The sequence below is a fragment of the Halosimplex marinum genome (assembly GCF_051414075.1).
GTDB lineage: Archaea > Halobacteriota > Halobacteria > Halobacteriales > Haloarculaceae > Halosimplex > Halosimplex marinum.
In genome coordinates this window covers 20,922-38,742 of sequence record NZ_JBLKNY010000009.1, presented here as the reverse complement: position 1 = coordinate 38,742, position 17,821 = coordinate 20,922, and the positions used below count along the sequence as shown (strand labels likewise).

The 17,821-nt window shown below is 68.9% G+C and carries 18 protein-coding genes; 11 read left to right on the top strand and 7 right to left on the bottom strand.

All coding sequences use genetic code 11. The annotated features are described in order from the left end of the window. Window positions 1-3: 3 nt before the first annotated feature. The 7 genes from ACMGFI_RS20775 (at window position 4) to ACMGFI_RS20745 (ending at window position 4,917) form a co-directional block, all read left to right on the top strand. A complete protein-coding gene (locus ACMGFI_RS20775; RefSeq protein ID WP_436912253.1) occupies window positions 4-561 on the top strand; it encodes a YeeE/YedE family protein in 558 nt (185 codons plus the stop codon). Next, entirely contained in the window at window positions 558-1,016 is a 459-nt protein-coding gene (locus tag ACMGFI_RS20770; RefSeq protein ID WP_436912251.1) for a YeeE/YedE family protein, read from the top strand. Before ACMGFI_RS20775 ends, ACMGFI_RS20770 begins: the two co-directional genes overlap by 4 nt. A gap of 9 nt (window positions 1,017-1,025) precedes the next feature. Continuing rightward, complete coding sequence (locus tag ACMGFI_RS20765; RefSeq protein ID WP_436912249.1) at window positions 1,026-2,204, top strand: inorganic phosphate transporter; 1,179 nt, start codon at window positions 1,026-1,028, stop codon at window positions 2,202-2,204. A 354-nt stretch (window positions 2,205-2,558) separates the two neighbouring features. Beyond that, window positions 2,559-2,963 (top strand): helix-turn-helix domain-containing protein, encoded by a 405-nt coding sequence (locus ACMGFI_RS20760; RefSeq protein WP_436912247.1) that lies wholly within the window; start codon window positions 2,559-2,561, stop codon window positions 2,961-2,963. A gap of 161 nt (window positions 2,964-3,124) precedes the next feature. Next, window positions 3,125-3,484: a thioredoxin gene (trxA, locus tag ACMGFI_RS20755; RefSeq protein ID WP_436912245.1), complete on the top strand. Its 360-nt coding sequence runs from the start codon at window positions 3,125-3,127 to the stop codon at window positions 3,482-3,484. Next, the gene (locus ACMGFI_RS20750) at window positions 3,485-4,522 is read left to right on the top strand and encodes an NAD(P)/FAD-dependent oxidoreductase (RefSeq protein WP_436912244.1); all 1,038 of its coding nucleotides are present in this window, start codon (window positions 3,485-3,487) and stop codon (window positions 4,520-4,522) included. Then, complete coding sequence (locus ACMGFI_RS20745; RefSeq protein WP_436912243.1) at window positions 4,522-4,917, top strand: DUF7968 family protein; 396 nt, start codon at window positions 4,522-4,524, stop codon at window positions 4,915-4,917. The genes ACMGFI_RS20750 and ACMGFI_RS20745 overlap by 1 nt, the downstream gene beginning before the upstream one ends. Window positions 4,918-4,977: 60 nt before the next feature. Here ACMGFI_RS20745 and ACMGFI_RS20740 read toward each other — a convergent pair whose 3' ends face one another. Both ACMGFI_RS20740 and ACMGFI_RS20735 read right to left on the bottom strand, forming a co-directional pair. Continuing rightward, the gene (locus tag ACMGFI_RS20740) at window positions 4,978-5,481 is read right to left on the bottom strand and encodes a CinA family protein (protein ID WP_436912241.1); all 504 of its coding nucleotides are present in this window, start codon (window positions 5,479-5,481) and stop codon (window positions 4,978-4,980) included. Between the two features lie 195 nt (window positions 5,482-5,676). Next, complete coding sequence (locus tag ACMGFI_RS20735; RefSeq protein ID WP_436912240.1) at window positions 5,677-5,949, bottom strand: hypothetical protein; 273 nt, start codon at window positions 5,947-5,949, stop codon at window positions 5,677-5,679. A 137-nt stretch (window positions 5,950-6,086) separates the two neighbouring features. Here ACMGFI_RS20735 and ACMGFI_RS20730 point away from each other — a divergent pair, with 137 nt between their 5' ends. After that, the gene (locus ACMGFI_RS20730) at window positions 6,087-9,500 is read left to right on the top strand and encodes an alpha-L-rhamnosidase (protein ID WP_436912238.1); all 3,414 of its coding nucleotides are present in this window, start codon (window positions 6,087-6,089) and stop codon (window positions 9,498-9,500) included. A 188-nt stretch (window positions 9,501-9,688) separates the two neighbouring features. On the opposite strand, the gene ACMGFI_RS20725 is transcribed toward ACMGFI_RS20730, so the two are convergent. Beyond that, window positions 9,689-10,378, bottom strand: a complete 690-nt coding sequence (locus tag ACMGFI_RS20725) for a DUF7509 family protein (protein ID WP_436912236.1) — start codon at window positions 10,376-10,378, stop codon at window positions 9,689-9,691. A gap of 100 nt (window positions 10,379-10,478) precedes the next feature. Here ACMGFI_RS20725 and ACMGFI_RS20720 point away from each other — a divergent pair, with 100 nt between their 5' ends. Continuing rightward, on the top strand, window positions 10,479-10,841 hold the full coding sequence (locus tag ACMGFI_RS20720) for an ArsR/SmtB family transcription factor (protein WP_436912234.1): 363 nt from the start codon (window positions 10,479-10,481) through the stop codon (window positions 10,839-10,841). A gap of 14 nt (window positions 10,842-10,855) precedes the next feature. Here ACMGFI_RS20720 and ACMGFI_RS20715 read toward each other — a convergent pair whose 3' ends face one another. Together ACMGFI_RS20715 and ACMGFI_RS20710 are read right to left on the bottom strand one after the other, a co-directional pair. After that, a complete protein-coding gene (locus tag ACMGFI_RS20715; RefSeq protein WP_436912233.1) occupies window positions 10,856-12,223 on the bottom strand; it encodes a nickel pincer cofactor-dependent isomerase, group 22 in 1,368 nt (455 codons plus the stop codon). A 72-nt stretch (window positions 12,224-12,295) separates the two neighbouring features. After that, a complete protein-coding gene (locus ACMGFI_RS20710; protein WP_436912231.1) occupies window positions 12,296-13,657 on the bottom strand; it encodes a restriction endonuclease in 1,362 nt (453 codons plus the stop codon). A 436-nt stretch (window positions 13,658-14,093) separates the two neighbouring features. On the opposite strand from ACMGFI_RS20710, the gene ACMGFI_RS20705 reads away from it, so the two are divergent. Further along, window positions 14,094-14,231, top strand: coding sequence for a hypothetical protein (locus ACMGFI_RS20705; protein WP_436912230.1), 138 nt, complete (start codon window positions 14,094-14,096; stop codon window positions 14,229-14,231). A gap of 846 nt (window positions 14,232-15,077) precedes the next feature. Here ACMGFI_RS20705 and ACMGFI_RS20700 read toward each other — a convergent pair. Further along, window positions 15,078-16,232 (bottom strand): mandelate racemase/muconate lactonizing enzyme family protein, encoded by a 1,155-nt coding sequence (locus tag ACMGFI_RS20700; RefSeq protein WP_436912228.1) that lies wholly within the window; start codon window positions 16,230-16,232, stop codon window positions 15,078-15,080. Between the two features lie 390 nt (window positions 16,233-16,622). On the opposite strand from ACMGFI_RS20700, the gene ACMGFI_RS20695 reads away from it, so the two are divergent. Further along, the gene (locus tag ACMGFI_RS20695; protein WP_436912227.1) at window positions 16,623-16,775 is read left to right on the top strand and encodes a hypothetical protein; all 153 of its coding nucleotides are present in this window, start codon (window positions 16,623-16,625) and stop codon (window positions 16,773-16,775) included. A 25-nt stretch (window positions 16,776-16,800) separates the two neighbouring features. Here ACMGFI_RS20695 and ACMGFI_RS20690 read toward each other — a convergent pair whose 3' ends face one another. Further along, the gene (locus ACMGFI_RS20690) at window positions 16,801-17,556 is read right to left on the bottom strand and encodes an IclR family transcriptional regulator (RefSeq protein WP_436912225.1); all 756 of its coding nucleotides are present in this window, start codon (window positions 17,554-17,556) and stop codon (window positions 16,801-16,803) included. Window positions 17,557-17,821 lie beyond the last annotated feature (265 nt).

The following is a 17,821-nucleotide window of genomic DNA, read 5'->3' as shown; positions in this document are numbered from 1 at the left end:
CCGATGGTCACTGACCCAGTCCCCCTCCAGGCGGCCGCCGACCTGTTCCCCGACGGGATCAGTCGGTACGCCGTCGGCGGCCTGCTCGTCGGCCTCGGGACCGTCCTGATCTACGTCGGGACGGGCGTCCCGGCCGGCGCCAGTACGTTCCTGGAGTCGACGCTGTCGTACGTTTCCGACCAGTCGCGGTTCCAGCAGTACGTCGCCTCCCGGGACTGGCGGCTCGTGTTCACAGCCGGCATCGTGCTGGGCGGGCTAGCATTCGCGGCGACGTTTCAGTCCGGTCTGGTCACGAGTTCGCTGTACGAACCCGGAACGACCGGCCAACTGTACGAGGTCGCCGGCGTGACGCTGTGGACGACCGACGTCCAGCCGTGGCGGCTGTTCGTCGGCGGCATCCTGGTCGGTATCGGCACCCGGATCGGCAAGGGCTGTACGTCCGGCCACGGCGTCTGCGGCGTCGGCTCGGCGTCGAAGACGTCGCTGGTCGGCGTTGTGACGTTCCTGACCGTGGCCATCGGCACCGCACAGGTCGTCGCTGCGCTGGGGGTGAACCCATGAGCGACCGCCACCCGCTGTTCGAGCCGCTGGTCTTCGTCGGCGGCCTCGTCTTCGGGTTCGGGCTCGGGTTCAGCCACATGGCGCGCCCGGAGGTCGTGCTGAACTTCCTCCAGTTCGAGGATCTGGGCCTCCCGTTCGTGATGTTCGGGGCCGCCATCGTCTCCGGGGTCGCGTTCGCGCTGTTGCCCCGCATCCGGGACGCAGCGCCGCTCACGGGCGATCCCTACGAGCGCCGCCTGAAGCCCTTCGACCGGAACGTCCTGGTCGGCGGCGCCGTCTTCGGCGTCGGCTGGGGCCTCTCGGGTATCTGCCCGGGCGCGGCGTACGCGAGCCTCGGGGTCGGCAACGTCACCATCCTCTGGGCGCTCGCGGGGATGTTCCTCGGCGCGTACGCCCAGGGCTACTGGCGGAGCCGCAGTCAGACTCCGGGCACCGCCGCGACGGGCGCGGACTAACCCGCTTCCATGGACCCCGCTCTCATCGCACTCTTCGCCGGTGCAGCGCTCGCCAGCCTGTTCATGGCGTGGGTGATCGGCGCCGGGTCGAGTGGTGCAACGCCGTTCGCGCCCGCTGTCGGCGCGAACGCTATCACGACGATGCGGGCCGCGTTCCTCGTCGGCATCTTCGGCTTCGCCGGCGCCGTCACCCAGGGCGGCAACGTCTCGGAAGCCGTCGGGAGCGGCCTCGTCGGCGGCATCAGCCTGCCGATCGCTGGCGTCATCCTCGTGCTCGTGCTGGGCGCGGGGCTGATGGCGGTCGGCATCACGACCGGCTATCCGATCGCGACGGCGTTCACCGTGACCGGCGCCGTCATCGGCGTCGGCCTGGCGCTCGGCGGGACCCCAGCCTGGTCGAAGTACCAGCAGATCGCCGCCGTCTGGGTGCTGACCCCCTTCGTCGGCGGCGGGGTCGCGTTCACCATCGCGAGTCTCCTCCCGCGTCCAGACGTCCCCGAACGGTACAGCGTTCCCGTCCTCGCCGGCCTCGTCGGGGCAGTCCTCGTGAACGTCCGGTTCGGCTTCCTGGGCGAGGGGAGCACGTCGGGAACCGTCCGCGGGCTCGGGCAGCGGGCGCTGGCAGCCGACGGACTCGCGTCGGCGGTCGGGATCACCGGCCTCGCGGCGCTGGCCGTGGCGGTCGTCGTCTGGTGGGACGTCAGTCGCGACGAACGCGGCGGCTTGCGTCGGGTACTACTGGCGCTGGGAGCGCTCGTCGCGTTCTCCGCGGGCGGGAGTCAGGTCGGCCTCGCCGTCGGGCCGTTGTTGCCGCTACTCGACGAGGTGGAGGCGGTATCGACGTTCGCCGTGCTCGTCGGCGGCGGTCTGGGGATGCTCGTCGGCTCGTGGACGGGCGCGCCGCGGATGATCAAGTCGCTCGCCCGGGACTACTCGTCGCTCGGGCCGCGACGCTCCATCTCGGCGCTCGTGCCGTCGTTCCTGATCGCGCAGCTGGCAGTCCTTCTGGGCGTCCCGGTCTCGTTCAACGAGATCGTCGTCAGCGCCATCATCGGGAGCGGCGCGGCAGTCGGGGGTCGGGAGGCTGTGGATGCCCGAAAAATCATCCTGACGGTGGGGGCGTGGGCCGGGTCGTTCGGCCTCTCGTTCGCACTCGCGTACGCCGCCGGGTTCCTCTTACTAAACTGAACGCCGACATCACCGAGCACGGCGACTGACCCCGACCGGAATCCGCGAACGCCCCGGGCTATTCTCGCCCCACGTCCTTCGGTGTTCGCAACCGGGCCGGCTGTCGGACCCGGGCGTCCCGTCGTCCCGTCCTGAGATGGACTCCTCGACGTCGAATCGTCCCACGTGATCGGGTCGTTCGCCGTCTCGTGTTCGTGAAGTCGATCCTCGACCTCTCCAGGCGGACCGGGCGTCTCGGGGCCGGCCCCGAAGCGGCCAACTCCATGTGCAGATATCCAGACGGCCTGTGCGTGCATTTGTGCGTTCTATGCACAAATCTTTTAACAGCAGGGTGTCTACGGAGACGTGATACCGATGCCAGATTCGATGTCCGAACAACTCCGCCGAGACATGGAGTGCGAGGGGCTGCTGGAGTGTTTCCACGGGCTCAAGGAACTGGACAAGGAGTGCTTCCGGGCGCTCGTCGAGGCCGAAGAACCGCTGACCGTCGACGAGATCGCCGAATCCGTCGACCGCGAACGCTCGACCGCGTACCGCGGCGTCCAGCGCCTGCTCCAGGCCGGGTTCATCGAGAAAGACCAGGTCAACTACGACCAGGGCGGCTACTACCACGTCTACTCGCCGGCGGACCCGTCGCAGATCGCCGACGATATGCAGCGGATGCTCAACGACTGGTACGCGAAGATGGGCCAGCTCATCCAGGAGTTCGAAACCAAGTACGAGCAGTCCGAGACCTCGGCTCCGCCCGCCGAAAGCTAACGCCGTTGTTTCTCTGCGTGGATCTCCGGTCCGCTCACCGATGAGCTGATCTGCGCCGGCCGTTCGTACCACCTCTCGGAATCCTGGTTTCGACTCATATTGGTTAGTATTGTAAATATAACCCAAAGCTCTTAACTGGCGCTGGTGCGTACGGTATGGTGATGGCAACTGATACTGCGACCGATACCGACACCGGGCCTGCGAACGAACCGCTCCACGTTGATGGCGAAGCCCATCTCGACGAAGTCGTTGCTGAAAACGAGGTCGTCCTCGTGGACTTCTACGCCGACTGGTGTGGCCCCTGCAAGATGCTCGAACCGGTCGTCGAGACGCTGGCCGCGGAGACCGACGCGACCGTCGCGAAGGTCGACGTCGACGCCAACCAGCAACTCGCACAGTCCTACGGTGTCCGGGGCGTCCCGACGCTGGTCCTGTTCGCCGACGGCGAGCAGGTAGAGGAGATCGTCGGGGTGCAGGGCGAAGATCAGTTGCGGTCCCTGGTCGGGAGGTACACCGAGTAAATGACCGAGGAACGACGGGACCTCGTCGTCGCCGGATCCGGGGTCGCCGGCCTCTCGGCGGCCGTCTACGCTTCCCGGGCCGACCTCGCCCCGCTCGTGCTGGAGGGCGACGAGCCCGGCGGCCAGCTGACGCTCACGACCGACGTCGAGAACTACCTCGGGTTCCCCGAGGGCGTCGGCGGCATGGAGCTGATACGGCGCGGGAGAGAACAGGCCGAGCAGTTCGGCGCCGAGTTCCGACACGGTAGTATCGAAGCCGCCGACCTCGACGGACAGCCGTTCGAGCTGTCGCTGTCGACCGGCGAGACGCTCCGGACCCGCGCGCTGGTCGTCGCGACCGGCGCGAGCGCTCGCTGGGTCGGCGCCGACGGCGAGGACGAGCTGATGGGGTACGGACTCTCGACGTGCGCGACCTGTGACGGCGCGTTCCACCGCGGCGACGACGTCCTCGTCGTCGGCGGCGGGGACAGCGCGATGGAGGAGGCGCTGTTCCTCGCGAAGTTCGCCGACTCCGTGACGGTCGTCCACCGGCGCGAGGAGCTCCGCGCCTCGGAAATCATGGCCGACCGGGCCCGCGACCACGGCGACGTCGAGTTCGCCTGGAACACGGAACTCGAAGCGATCCGGGGTTCGCAAGCGGACGGCGTGACCGGCGCCACGCTCGTCTCCCACCCCGACGGGTACCCGGGCGAGAAGTACGAGGCCGGCGAGGACGTCGCAGTCGAGAAGGTCGACGTCGGCGGCGTGTTCTACGCCATCGGCCACGAGCCCAACACCGACTTCCTGCGGGAGACGGCCGTCGAACTTGACGACGACGGCTACGTCCGGACGGCTGACGCCGACGGCTGGGCGACGACGGCGACCGCCGTCGACGGCGTCTTCGCTGCAGGCGACGTGATGGACCGCGACTACCAGCAGGCGGTGACCGCTGCCGGGACGGGCAGTATGGCTGCGCTGGACGCGGAAGCGTGGCTCGAATCGACTGCTGCAACCTCGGGCGACACCACGCGCCAGATCTCGGTGGAGGCCGGAGACTGATGGACACGACCAAACAGCGAACCGTCAACAGGACCGACCCGTCGACGGTCGAGGACCAGGCCGACCGGGTCGTGGTCTCGTTCCGGTCGCCGGAGACCGACCCCGACGAGGACGAGGGGTGGTGGGTCGCCGACAGCGAGTGGCTCCAAGAGAATATGACGGAACACACGTACCGACGGTACCTCCGGTGGGCCCACGCGGGCCCGGTCTCCGTCGGCGACGAGTGGGAGGAGTTCGTCAACTGCGGCTGTGCGAACCCCGAGGACGTGATCCTCCGCGTCGAGGCGGTCGACGGCGGAACGGGGATCGGCTCGGAGACGACGATCGAAGTGGTCCCGAGGAAGGCCGTCGTCGAGGGCTGTGGCGCCGAGGCGTCAAGCGGCGGCGAGCCGTGAGGGCGGAGTCCTCGCGGCAAGTAGCCCGACCGGGAGGCGACCGAAGGAGTCGCGGCGGGACTACGCCACCGACTCGATCTCCGACAGCGCCGACCGCAGTGCCTGCTCGACGATGCGCTCTTTGACGGCCGCGCGGTCGCCCTCGAAGCGGTGGTGCTCGACGGTCGCGTAGGGGTCGCGGCCGTCGCTGCCGGCGTGCGCGATGCCGATGTAGACGGTGCCGACCGGCGTGTCGGTGTCGCCGCCGGTCGGGCCCGCGTAGCCGGTCGTCGAGACGCCCCAGTCGGCGCCGGTCTCGTCGCGGATGTGCCGGGCCATCGCGCTCGCGACCGGCTCGCTCACCGCGCCGTGGCGCCCCAGGCTCTCCCGGGAGACCGCGAGCAACTGCCGTTTCGTCCGCTCCGTGTAGGAGATGACGCCGCCGACGAAGTAGTCGCTCGACCCGGCGACGCCCGTGATCGTCGACCCGAGCAGCCCGCCGGTACAGGACTCGGCGACGGCGAGCGTCTCCCCGCGCTCGCGCAACGCGGCGCCGATCCGCGCGGCCGGTCGGTCGTCGTCCATGCGAGCGAGTACGGGGCCGGGCGGGAAAACGCTCCCCCTCGGCGCCGGTCGGAGTGGCTCGCGCCGCGGTCTTATGTAACGATTTGCGGCCGGAAGCGCCGGTTTGTTACATAAGACTCTCCGATCGGTCCGTCGGCCCGTCCCGGTGGACTCGAAAAGCGGGCGCCCGCGGCGAGTCCGACGCCTGCTCGGGTCCTACGCTTCGGTGATCCCGAAGTCCTCGATCGACCGGCCCTCGCGGACGACCCGGTCGCTGACGAGGAACTTCTCGGCGCGGTCGAGTCGGTCCCAGTCGAGGTGCTCCGGCGGCGAGTCTTCGAAGGCGCGGTACTGCTCGAACACGTCGTCGTTGACGAACCGGGCGAACTCGCCGCAGTCCGCGCAGGTCACCGAGAGGTGGGACACGTCGAACCCCCGGGTGACGGTGCTGTCGAGACAGCTCGAGCACCGGTACGTGCGTTCGGTCATTGTGCGGGCTACGGACGCGACGCGGTTGAATCGCTCGGTCCGTCGTGGCGCGAGCGGGGTCCGGGTCGATCCGCGGAGCAGTCGGCGACGGGTACCGGGTCCCGACGCTTTACGTGGCTGGCCGCGCGCCACAGCCCATGCACGACACAGCGGACGACCGGACTGCGCCGGCGCCGACGGCCCTGACCGTCGAGTACGAGCGGGCGCCGGGCAACGTCGACCCGACGGACTCGCCTCGGTTCGGCTGGCGGGTCACGACCGACCGCCGCGGCGCGCGTCAGACCGCTCACCGGGTCGTGGTCGGGCGCGACCGCGAGCGGGTCGCGGCCGGCCGCGGCGACCTGTGGGACTCCGGGCGCGTCGACTCGGAGCGCGCGACGAACATCGCGTACGGCGGTCCCGACCTCGCTGCGGACGCGACCTACTACTGGTCGGTGAAGCTGTGGACCGACGCGGGCGAATCGCCGTGGGCCGACCCCGCGGAGTTCGCGACTGCGCTGGCACCCGAGGACTGGCGCGGCGAGTGGATCACCCACCAGCCCGGCGAGGGCGACACGAACGGCTGGCGTAGCCGGTGGCGTGACCCCGACGCGACCGCAGACCCCGACACGACCGCCGACACCGACGCGACCGCCGACCCAGACGCGGCCGCCGACTCCGACACGGGCGGTGCGGACGATGGGGCCGACCCGTGGGTCCAGGTCGACCTCGGGGAGCGACGCGAGATCGCCGGGATCGAACTCCACCCCGCCGACCCGGTCACCGTCGTGCGGACGCCCGACGACTACGCGGTGACGACCTCCTGGGACGACGACCCGCTCGTCGGGTTCGGCTTCCCGGAGACCTACCGCGTCGAGGTCGCCGACGACCCCGACTTCGAGACGGCGACCGTCGTCGCCGAGGTGTCGGCCGACTCGGCCCCCGGCGGCGAGTCGGGTGGCGGCGACCCGCCGGACGGCCAGCCCGAGCGGGCGGTCCGCACGCGGACCCACGACGTCGGCGGCGCGCGCGGCCGGTACGTCCGCGTCACCGCGACCGACCTCCCCGCCGTGACGCCCGCGTCGGGGGACCCGTCCTCCGCAGACGGGCCCGACCGACGCGTCGAATCCCACGACGAGTGGGCCTGTTTCGCGCTCGCGGGGCTCGCCGTCGAGGGGCCGGACGGGGGCGACCTCGCCCGGGGCGGCGACGTGACCGCCTCGTCGAGCGTCGAGACCGAGGCCTGGGGCCGCGAGCACCTCGTGAACGGCGTCGCCGAGTCGCGGATGGCCGCCGCCTCGCCGCTGGTCCGCCGGGAGTTCGACCTCGACGGCGAGGTCGCATCGGCGCGGGTCCACGTCGCCGCCGTCGGCTACGGCGAGCTGTACTGCAACGGCGAGCGCGTCGGCGACCGCCGGCTCGACCCCGTCTGGACCGACTACGAGTCCCGCGTCCCTTACGTGACCCACGACGTGACCGACCGGCTGACCGCGGGCGAGAACGCGCTGGGGATCTGGCTCGGCCGCGGCTGGTTCGCCAAGCGCAGCGCCCACTGGGTCGCGGACGGGTCGCCCCGCGCCCGCGCGGTCCTCACCGTCGAGTTCGCGGACGGCCGGACCCGCCGGATCGCCACCGGTCCGGACTGGGGTGCGGCGGAGAGTCCCATCGTCGGGAACGACATCTACGACGGGGAGACCTACGACGCCCGGCGCGAACGGCCGGGGTGGGCCGCTCCGAAGTCGGACGGCGACGACGGAAACGGCGACGCCGACTGGGACCCCGCCGCCGTCGTCGACGCGCCGGGCGGTACGCTTCGTCCCCAGCGCGTCGAGCCGATGCGCGTCGTCGAGACGTTCGAGCCCGAGATTGTCCACGAGCACCCGGAGGGACCGATCCTCGACTTCGGACAGAACCTCACCGGCTGGGTCGAACTCGCCGTCGAGGGCGCCGACGCCGGCGACGAGATCACGGTCCGCCACGCCGAGGCGCTGACCGAGGGGGGCGACCTCTCGACGACCGACCTCCGCAGCGCCGACGCGACCGACACCTACCTCGCCCGCGGCGCGGACCGCGAGACCTACGAACCCCGCTTTACCTACCACGGGTTCCGCTACGCGCAGGTGTCGGGGTATCCGGGCGAACTGAGCCCCGCGGACGTGACCGCGAAGGTCGTCCACACGGCGATGGACCGCCGCGGGACCTTCGACTGCTCGAACGAGGACCTCGCGGGCGTCCAGCACAACGCCGTCTGGGGCCTGCGGGGCAACACCCACGGGATCCCCGAGGACTGTCCCCAGCGCGACGAGCGGTTCGGCTGGACCGGCGACGCCCAGATATCCACGCGGGCGCTCCTCTTCAACTTCGACGCCGTCCGCTTCGAGGAGAAGTGGCAACGGGACCACGTCGACGCGGCCTCCGAGATGGGCTACGTCCCCGACGTGATCCCCGACAAGTCGCCGGAGGACCCCGCTGACCCGACGTGGTCGGTCACCCGCGTGATGCTCCCGTGGTACTGCTACCGCCACGACGGCGACCTGGGGGTCCTGCGCGAGCACTACGAGGGAATGGCCGACTACGTCGACTACTGGCTCGCGGTCGCCGACGACGGGGTCCTCGGCGGCGAGTACGGCAAGTACGGCGACTGGCTCGCCTTCGAGAATACCGACCCCGACGAGCCCCGCCGCGGCCTCCCCCACGACCTGTTCAACACCGCCTTCCTCTATCAGGTGACCGAGACGTTCGCCAAGATCGCCGGCGTGCTCGGCAACGACGCCGACGCCGAGCGCTACCGCGACCGGGCCGAGGATGTCGCGGCGGCGTTCCGCGACCGCTTTTTCGACCGCGACGCGGGCGAGTTCGGCCCCGGCACGCAGTCGTCGTTCGCGGTTCCGCTCTTCCTCGGTCTCGTCCCCGACGAGGAGGTCGACCGCGTCGCCGCCAACCTCGCGGAGAAGGTGCGCGCCGACGGGGGCAAACTGCGGACGGGCTTTCTCGGCACGCGGCCGCTGATCCACACGCTCGCGGCCCACGGCTACGCGGATCTGGCCTACGAGGTGGTGAGCCAGCCCGAGCGCCCGGGCTGGGTGTACATGGACCGCCAGGGCGCGACGACGATGTGGGAACGGTGGGACTCCGACGACAGCGTCGGGTCGGGCATGAACTCGCTCAACCACTCGCCGTTCACCCACGTCTCGGAGTTCTTCTACGAGGCGCTGGCGGGGCTCCGGATCGGTGACGACCCGGTGACCGACCACGTCGAGATCGCGCCGGCGTTCGTCGACGGCCTGGAGTGGGCCGAGGCCAGCGTCGACACGCCCAACGGCGAACTCGCGAGCGCCTGGGAGCGCACCGACGACGGCTACTCGCTGTCGGTGACTGTCCCCTGGTCTGCGACGGCGACGGTTCGACTCCCCGAGGCCGCCGACGCGACCGTCCGCGAGTCCGGGACCGCGCTGGCCGAGTCCGCCGACGGGACCGACTCGCGGCCCGACGGCGTCACCTCGGTCGCGCGGGAGGGGGACGCGCTGGTCGTCGCGGTCGGCGCCGGGACCTACGAGTTCGCCGTCGCCTGAGCGCCTTCGACGGGACCCCTCGTTCGGTCCCCCGGGCAGGTGCTCCGCGGGTCGACGCCGATACTCGTCGGTGCCCGCACCGCTGGCGACTACGTCCCCCCGTGGCGCGACCGTCTTAGGTAACAATCCGGCCGGGTGGATGGCCGGATTGTTACCTAAGAACGGCCGATCGGCGCCGGTCGGCGAGGTCAGTCGGCCAGCGGCTCGACGTACGACTCGACGAAGGCGACCAGGTTCTCGACGAGGTGGTCCCGGGAGGTGAAGTAGCCGAACCGGATGTCGTAGGCGTCGTCCATCTCGTTGATCGACGCGCTGGAGAACTTCGGCTCGTAGGTCCGCCTGTCGTCGTCCGAGGGCTCCGCCTCCGAGAGTATCTTGAACGTCCGGGGGTCGCGGCGCTGCGCAGCCTCGTCGCGCAGCCGGAAGTACTCCGGGATGGCGCCCGTCTCGGCGCCGACGCCGGTCGTGAGCCCCGCCTTCGTGAACACGAACGCGTTTCCGGCGCTCGCCTTCGCGAACGCGACCGACTGGTCGATCACGGACAGCCCCGGCTCGGACAGATCGTCCCGTTGCACCTCGGTCCGGGTCGGGATGTCCACGTCACTCGCGATGAACGCGGTCGTGTCCGTCTCTCCCGAGATCCGTTCCGCGACCGTTCGGAGCGTCGCCTCGATGCGGTCCGGTTCGACTCCCGCGCTCTCGGGGGCGAGCGGGTCGGGCGGGAGCGAGTAGTCGCCCTCGTCGTAGAGGTAGTCCGGGTCGAGCAGCCGGTACGGCCCCATCAGGAACACGAGCGGGTCCGACGGATCGCCGTATGGGAGCGACTCGTGGATCCGGTCCCGGATCGGCTCTCCCCGATACGCGTCGAGCGTGCCCATTCCTGTCCGTACCGCCACGCGGCGGCCACTTATACCGCAATCTAACCGATCTGTCTTAACTCGCGTTAAGCCTAAGTGGGCGCAGCCGGTAGGTGCGACCATGAGCGAACGAGAGATCGGCGGCGAGACCCGGCCGGCCGCGTACGACCGCGTCGAGCGGGAGTTGCTTGGCGACTCCCTGGACTTCGACCGGGAGGTCGAGCGGCTCGACGCGATGGGTGACAGGACCCGGTTCGCGATCCTCTATCTCCTCTCGCAGGAGGGGACCGTCGCCAGCGGCGACCTCGCCGACGCGCTCGACCGCCGCCAGAACGACCTCTATCACCACCTCAACGTGCTGGAGGAGGCGGGACTCGTCGGGAAGTTCCGCGACGGCGGCAGCCGGGTCTACGAGCTGTCCCCGCTCGGCGAGGGGACGGTGTCGCGGGTCTTCGACGCGATCGAGGCCCGTGCAGAGGGATAGGGGCGGCCCCGAGTTCACTCCGCTCCTGCCCCGTCGGCGGCCGCCTCGCGGGCCGGTGGCGCCGCGAACTCGCCGTCGTCGAACTCGATCGGCGACGGCTCCGCGACCACGCGGAGGTCGTCGCGGTCGCGCGCCTCGGCGACGAGCGCCGGCGAGGCGTACAGCCGCTGGAGATGCATCGTATCGGGCGCGCGGACGACCCGCACGTCCTCGGGGTCGACGATCCCGATGGTCGATAGCGCGGCGATCAGCCCCGCGCGGTCGGTCTCGACGGCCGGCGGGAGGCGAACACCGCGGGTCGTGCTCGCCGTCAGCGCGTTGATGAGTGTCGTCGGCATATCGATCCCCGAGAGGAGGTCCGCGTGGACGAAATCGGCGGACCCCATCCCCATCGCGTTGCCGTGGGTCGTCTCGGTCAGCCCGCGGGTGTAGATCCGCTTGATGTCGGGCGCGTCGGGCTCGGGCTCCTGGATGGCGAACGGGCGGCGGCCGATGACGTTGGTGTCCATCCCCTGGCCGCTGACGTCCTTGCCCTGCCGGTCGAGGACGAGCACGTCGATGTCGTCGAACGGGAGCGTCGGCATCTCGTCGTAGGCCCGTTCGAGCAGTTCGGCCTCGCGGTCGAGGAAGCCCTCGGGCGGGACGCCCTCCAGCAGCGCGGTGTCGTCGCGCTGGTCCTCCAGGATCGCGACGCCGCCGACGACGGGGAGTTCGTCGAGCAGTCGCTCGGTGATCTCGGGGATCATGTTCCGCAGCGACCAGTCGACCGCCCAGTCGTGGGCGGTCTTGGCGCCGCGCTGTTTCCCCATGCCGATGACGAGCATCTTCGAGAGCCCGCTCTCGACGCGGCCGTCGAAGTCGGTGTGGGGCTTGACCCGGTTGATCGGCACGATGGCGTCGGCCGCGACGGCCCCGGCGTCCGCCACGACGGGCACGTCACGGTCCGCGGTCCGCCCCACCTCGACGGTGTCCATGCTCGACCGGACCTCGCAGCCGACGGTCCCCTCGTCGACGCCGAGCTCGGCCAGCATCTCCCGCTGACCCTCCGCGGTCGCGCCGCCGTGGCTGCCCATCGCCGGGAACACGAACGGTTCGTACCCGCGTTCCCGCGCCTCCGCGACGACGCCCGCCACGATCTCGGCGAGGTTCGCGATACCGCGGCTACCGACCCCGAGCGCGACCTCCCCGCCGTCGGGCACCTCGTCGAGCGGTAGCGACGCGAACGCCCCGCCGGCGCTGTCGGCGATCTCGCCGGTCGGTATCGGGTCGGTCTCCCAGACCTGTTCGATCACGCCCAGGTCCGGCAGCGGCGTCTCGCCGCAGGCCTCCCGGATCGCCGACTCCGGGACCACGAGCGAGTCGATCGGTCGGTCCGAGTCCATACCCCAGCGTGGCCCGGTCCCGCCAAAAAGGTGCCGCGGGCGGTTCGTCCCCGCCGTCGGAACCCCGACGGCTCAGACCAGGCCGGCCGAGACGGCGAGCGCGACCAGCGCCAGCAGCGCCGTCGCGACGGCGCCGACGGCCAGCGGCACGTTCTCCCGGGCCTTCTCGTGGACCGGCATGGCCTCGTACTCCTCGCGGAAGGCGTCGCGGTTGGCCTCGTCGTAGAAGTACTTGGTCTTCAGCGCGAACCGCTCGGTGACGGCACAGCCCGTACACACCGGCTCGCCCTCCAGGCGCTCGGTCCTGGTGTGGCTCGGACAGCTGATGCTCCCGCAGTTCTCGCAGTAGGTGTAGGTCTCGTCGTCGCCCGCCGTCTCGCAGTGGACACAGCGGTGGATCCCGTCCTCGACTGTGACCCGCGAGGGACCGGCCGCGTAGTACTCCAGCGGGTAGGTGTACTCGCCGGCATCGACGGTCTGACGGACCTGCGGCAGGTACACCGGGTCGATGGAGCGGACCGAGATGTCCGACTGGTTCGGCTCGCAGGTCTTCTCGTAGGTCACGTTGTTGTCGCCGGTGTAGGTGACCGTCGTCGCGTACCGCTCGCGCAGGCGGTCGACCGTCCACTCCTTGTACTCGGTCTCCGTCTGCCCGAACCGTCGCTCGGTGACCGCGTCGAACGCTTCGGTCAGGTCGTCGTCCAATTCGACCCGCGCGTGGGAGTTGTTCTCGACGAGTCGGGCGACGGTCCCGCCCGCGACCTCCGGGTGCCCGCGGTCGGCGTGGACGACGAGGGTCGTCCGGTCGTCGACGCGGTGGATCACCCCGACGGCGGTTTCGAACACGGCGTCGGCGTCGGCGGTGACCGACACCACCGGCCGGAACGTCACTTCCGCGTGGGGCCGCGGCAGCGTCGCCGGGTCGAGGTTCTCGATGTCCCGCAGCGCGGTCTCGACGGGCCGGTACACGCCGCCAGCGGGGTCGAACGGCCGGAGCGTCTCGTCGCAGAGGATCTCGATCCGGCCGTTGTACAGGTCCAGCCCGACCTCCTCGGCGATCTCCCGCAGGTCGGTTCCGTCGACCAGCTCGATCGGATAGGGGTCGCCGGTCCGCTCCAGCTCGGCTGTGTATTCCTCGGCTGGTCCCGTGAACCGCCCCGTCGTGACGACCATCCCGCGTTTCGGCCCGTCGAACTCGAACGTCGCGATCGCCGAGTGGAGCTTCTGGACGACCGGCCGCCCGACCGACTCCGTGTGCTTGCACTCGACGACGACCGCCCGGCGCGTCCCGTTCACGACCTCCTCCATGAGGATGTCCCGCCCCTCGTCGGCGGTCTTCGCTGCCTGGCGCACCCGCTCGTACCCGAGGTTCCGGAACACGTCCTCCATCAGGTCCTCGAACTCGAACCCCGAGAGGTCGTCCAGGACTGCCATCTGCTTACCGATCACTGCGTGTCGGTCCACAAATACGTTCCCCTCGGAGATCCGCGCTCGGATCCCGGTCCGACCCCACACCGCGTTTCCGGTGAACGACCCGTCGACTGGCCGGCCCGTCGGCCGAAATCCGACCGTACTCCCGCTCGCTCCGCGCTCGGCGCCGTCGCGACCACCGCGCTCCGGCGGTGTTCCGGCACTCCGGATCCCGACGCTCGAAACCGGGAGTTACCGACGGAAAATCACTCCCTACGGCTCCGATATCGTCACGTATCACGCCTCTGTGGCCTGTCCTCGGAGGGGTCCCGCAACGGCGCTCTCCGAACGTCTCCCGCCGGATTATGCGCCCCCCATCGCCCGGTGGGACGGTTCGAACTATTCGGAATCCGAGCAACGTCGTTCCCCATTCAAGGGGGTCTGAGACAGTGATGTAGCCATGCGCGAAGTCGTCTGCGAGGACTGCCAGCACGTACAGCAGGTCACCGACCTCGAAGCCCCGGAGTGCAACAAGTGTGGCTCCCGGTCGCTGACCGCCACCGCCGGCTACGAGTCGTTCGGATCGCCGACGGCGTGAAACGGAGAATATAAAGGAGATGTCTGTTGTGGAATATCCCGCCCTGTCAGTATCGGTGGACGGGTCACTGAGTGACGGCGCGTATCCACGGCCTTCAGGCCGTGGTATTGCCCCTGTTCAGCGTATAAACTAGGCCACGTGAACGCGGCGGGTCTGAGCCAGTCATCGGAGGCCGCTGGACCGGCGTGACTGAAATATCTGAAATGAGACTGATTCTCACTTCTTACGAATAAATTATGATTTAGACACTGTCGTGATCTCCGTGGCGTTCGTATCTGAGCAGGTCGGATCGTCAGATCGCGTTCAGGTGAGCTGATTCCACGCGATCGTGACGGATCTGAGCCGGTTGTCGGTGGGTTCTAGATATCGTGACTGAGACGGTTTGAGACCGCATTCGTACGCACTTATCTCTCGAGAAGTCCATTCAAGCTGTTCTGATTTCTACTGCGTCCGAATCAGAGATCGAGACCGTGTCGGTGACGGGCTTCTTTCAGCGGGGTGGCGTCGTGGACCGCAACGAGACTCGGTGATCGATCGGGCTCTACCCGGTCATTATCTCTCCGATGCTGCAATACAGTCAATTCAGCATTCATAACAATATTATTATATAACCTCTCGTCGAGGGTCTTTGATCCGGCCTGGACCGCCCTCGACGGACGACCATCGGCGACCCGATCGGTCGAGGGAGAGCGGGGGTCGCGTCCGGGGCTCGATCCGTGGTATCACGGGAAACGGACCGTCGGGGGCCGATCGCCGGAGCGTGGAAATCGGCCTCCGGCGCGTTCGCTCGGGCGGGTTCGCTTCGAACCGCCTCCAGGAGGGGAACGCCGACGGCGGACGTGGTGCTCACGCAACTCGGTGGGCACGGAGTCTGTCCTCGTCTACGCTGACTCCGAGGCCGGGTCCGTCGGGAACGACGATGCTCCCGTCTCTTATCGTGAGCGGCTCCTCGAGGATGTCGTCGGTCCAGGCGTAGTAGACGGTGTCCATCGGGAGGGTGAAGCCGGGGATCCCGCTGACGGCGTGCGCGATAGCGGCGGTCCGGATCCCGAGATCGAAGGCGCAGTGGTGGGCGGCAGGAACACCGGCGTCCTCCGCGATACCGGCGAGTTGCCGAACGGCGGAGATACCGCCGGCCGGTGTCATGTCCAGCACGGCCACGTCCAGCGCACCGCGCTCGATCATCTCACGGAGGTTCCGGGCGATGTAGGTGTCCTCGTTGGGCCCGATCGGCTGTGTCGTCCGCTGTCGGAGCCGCGTGAGGGAGGCGTGGGCGTCGACGCGGATCGGCTGTTCCATGTACTGGAGATAGACGCCCTCGTCCTGGAGCGCGGCGCCGACGCGCACCGCATCCTCGAGTGACCACCCCTGATTCGGGTCGAGCCTGAAGTCGAGTTCGCCGTCGACGGCGTCGTGCATGGCCACGATCCGGTCGACGTCGTCACGCCAGTCGCGTCCGGCCTTGGTTTTCAGGACGGAGTAGCCGTCTTCGAGTGCGCGTTCCGCGTGGTCACGCGACTCCTCGGGCGGGAGGATCCCCAGACAGTACGCCGCGTCGACGCGCTGGGTCTCTTCCCGGGCCGGCGCGTCGGTCCGCCCGGTGGCGTCGGGCGCCGTCCAGCCGCCGAGCAGTTCGTAGATCGGTTTCCCCAGGTCCTTCCCGACGATGTCCCAGCACGCGATCTCGACGGGCGCGAAGAACATGTCGGCGTTCGTGTACTCGATGAACAGCTGGCGCCTGAGGCTCTCCACCTCGAACGGCGAGCGGCCGACGACCCACGGTTCGATGCCGTCTTCGAGGATCGACTTCGTCGCCTCGGGCGAGAGGAACGTCCGCATCTCGCCCCAGCCCGTGATACCGGCGTCGGTGCCGACCCGCACGACGACCCTGTCGACGTCGGTTACCTGGCCGTGGTTCGTGACGTACGGTGCGATCCCGCCGTCGGCGCGGTCCAGTACGTCGACGTTCACCACGAACGCGCTGAGATCGGTGATCTCCATTCGACCGTATCTGACTTCGGCGCGGATTAAAGCTACCGACGCTCGGGATCGCGTCGTCCCGGGAACGGTGGCACCGCTCGTTTCGACCGAGCAGGCCGCGATCACGGCCGTTCGAACTGTTCGAACGATATCGGCAGTCGGTGCTCCCTCTCGGAACGACGCCCGCGAAACACAGACATCCAGGACAGGTCGGGTATTCAATTACAGTCCTAATATTGTAATATCAAATCGGGCTGCGGTCGAATCGGGGAGAGACGAGAAATTACAAAGCTATCACTGTAATTTACTGGCGTGGTCGTGCCACGTGATCTACGCGAACGCGACGGATCGTCCGCCGACGGACCTGCGGTTTATTCACTCCCGAACGCGTGGGTCGACCGACAACCGACAATGAATCCGATGCGCGCGCTCCGACGGCTGCTCGGGCGGTCCGATACCGACGAGACGACCTATCGATGCATCCGCTGTGGCGACGAGTTCGAGTCCGACTACCGGGACTGTCCGACCTGCGGTCAGCCGTACGTCACGGAGCTCGAGGAGTAGCGCCGCACGCGGCCCGCGGTCGCGTTCACGAGGAGAGTTCGTACTCGATCCGTTCGGCGAACCGTTCGACGAGGTGCGGGAGTTCGTGAGCGAACCGATCGCTGTACAGCCGCGAGGACGGGCCGACGATACCGACGGCGCCGGCGACCGAATCACTCTCGTCCATCACCGGGGCGGCGACGCTGTGAATGTCGGGGTCGAACTCGCCGCGGTCGAACGCGTGCCCCTCCGACCGGACCGTCTCCAGTCGGTCCCGCAGTTCGGCCTCGGACGTTACGGTCTCGGCGGTGTGGGCCTCGAAGCCGTGGTCGGCGAGTATCGCGTCCCGCCTGTGGGCCGGCATCGCTGCGAGCTGCGCTTTCCCGACGGCGCTCCCGTGTACCGGGAGATGCATGCCGACGGAGACGTCGACTGCGGTCGTGAGCCCGGTGGGCCGTTCGACGTGGAGGAGAACCGGTGTCCCTCTCTCTTCGACCGCGAAGACCGCGATCTCGTTCGTCTCCGTCCCGAGCCGTTGCAGGTTGGGCTCGACGACGCCCGTTAGCTGCCGCCGATTGCGGGCGCGTCCGCCCAGCTCCAGCACGCGGAGCCCGATCTCGTACCCGTCCTCCCCGTCGGTCACGTACCCGTGGTCTTCCAGCGTCTGCAGGTGGTAGTAGACGGTCGCCTTCGGCGTGTCGAGACTGGCCGCGAGTTCCGTGACCCCCAGCGGCGCGCGCTCCTCTAGTTCGGCCAGTATCCCGAGGGACGTCTCGACCGCGTCGACCGGCACTTTGCTCATACGCGTGTTTCACCGAGGAGACCGTGATAAATCTGTTCACCTTGTTCGAACGTCGCGCAAGAATTGGGGCTATCTAGCCGAACACACGTGTTCAATTCAGTATATAATGTACGTTCATTTCAGATCCGCGGGCGCATTGCGGCCTCCCCCGCAGTTTCGTGAGACGCCGGATCCGTTCACCCTGTTCGAACGTCCTGGCCTGAATCCGGCTCGGTCGTCCCTGGAGTCACGGGGTTCGGTTCCCACCGAGAGCCGGCGACAGGGC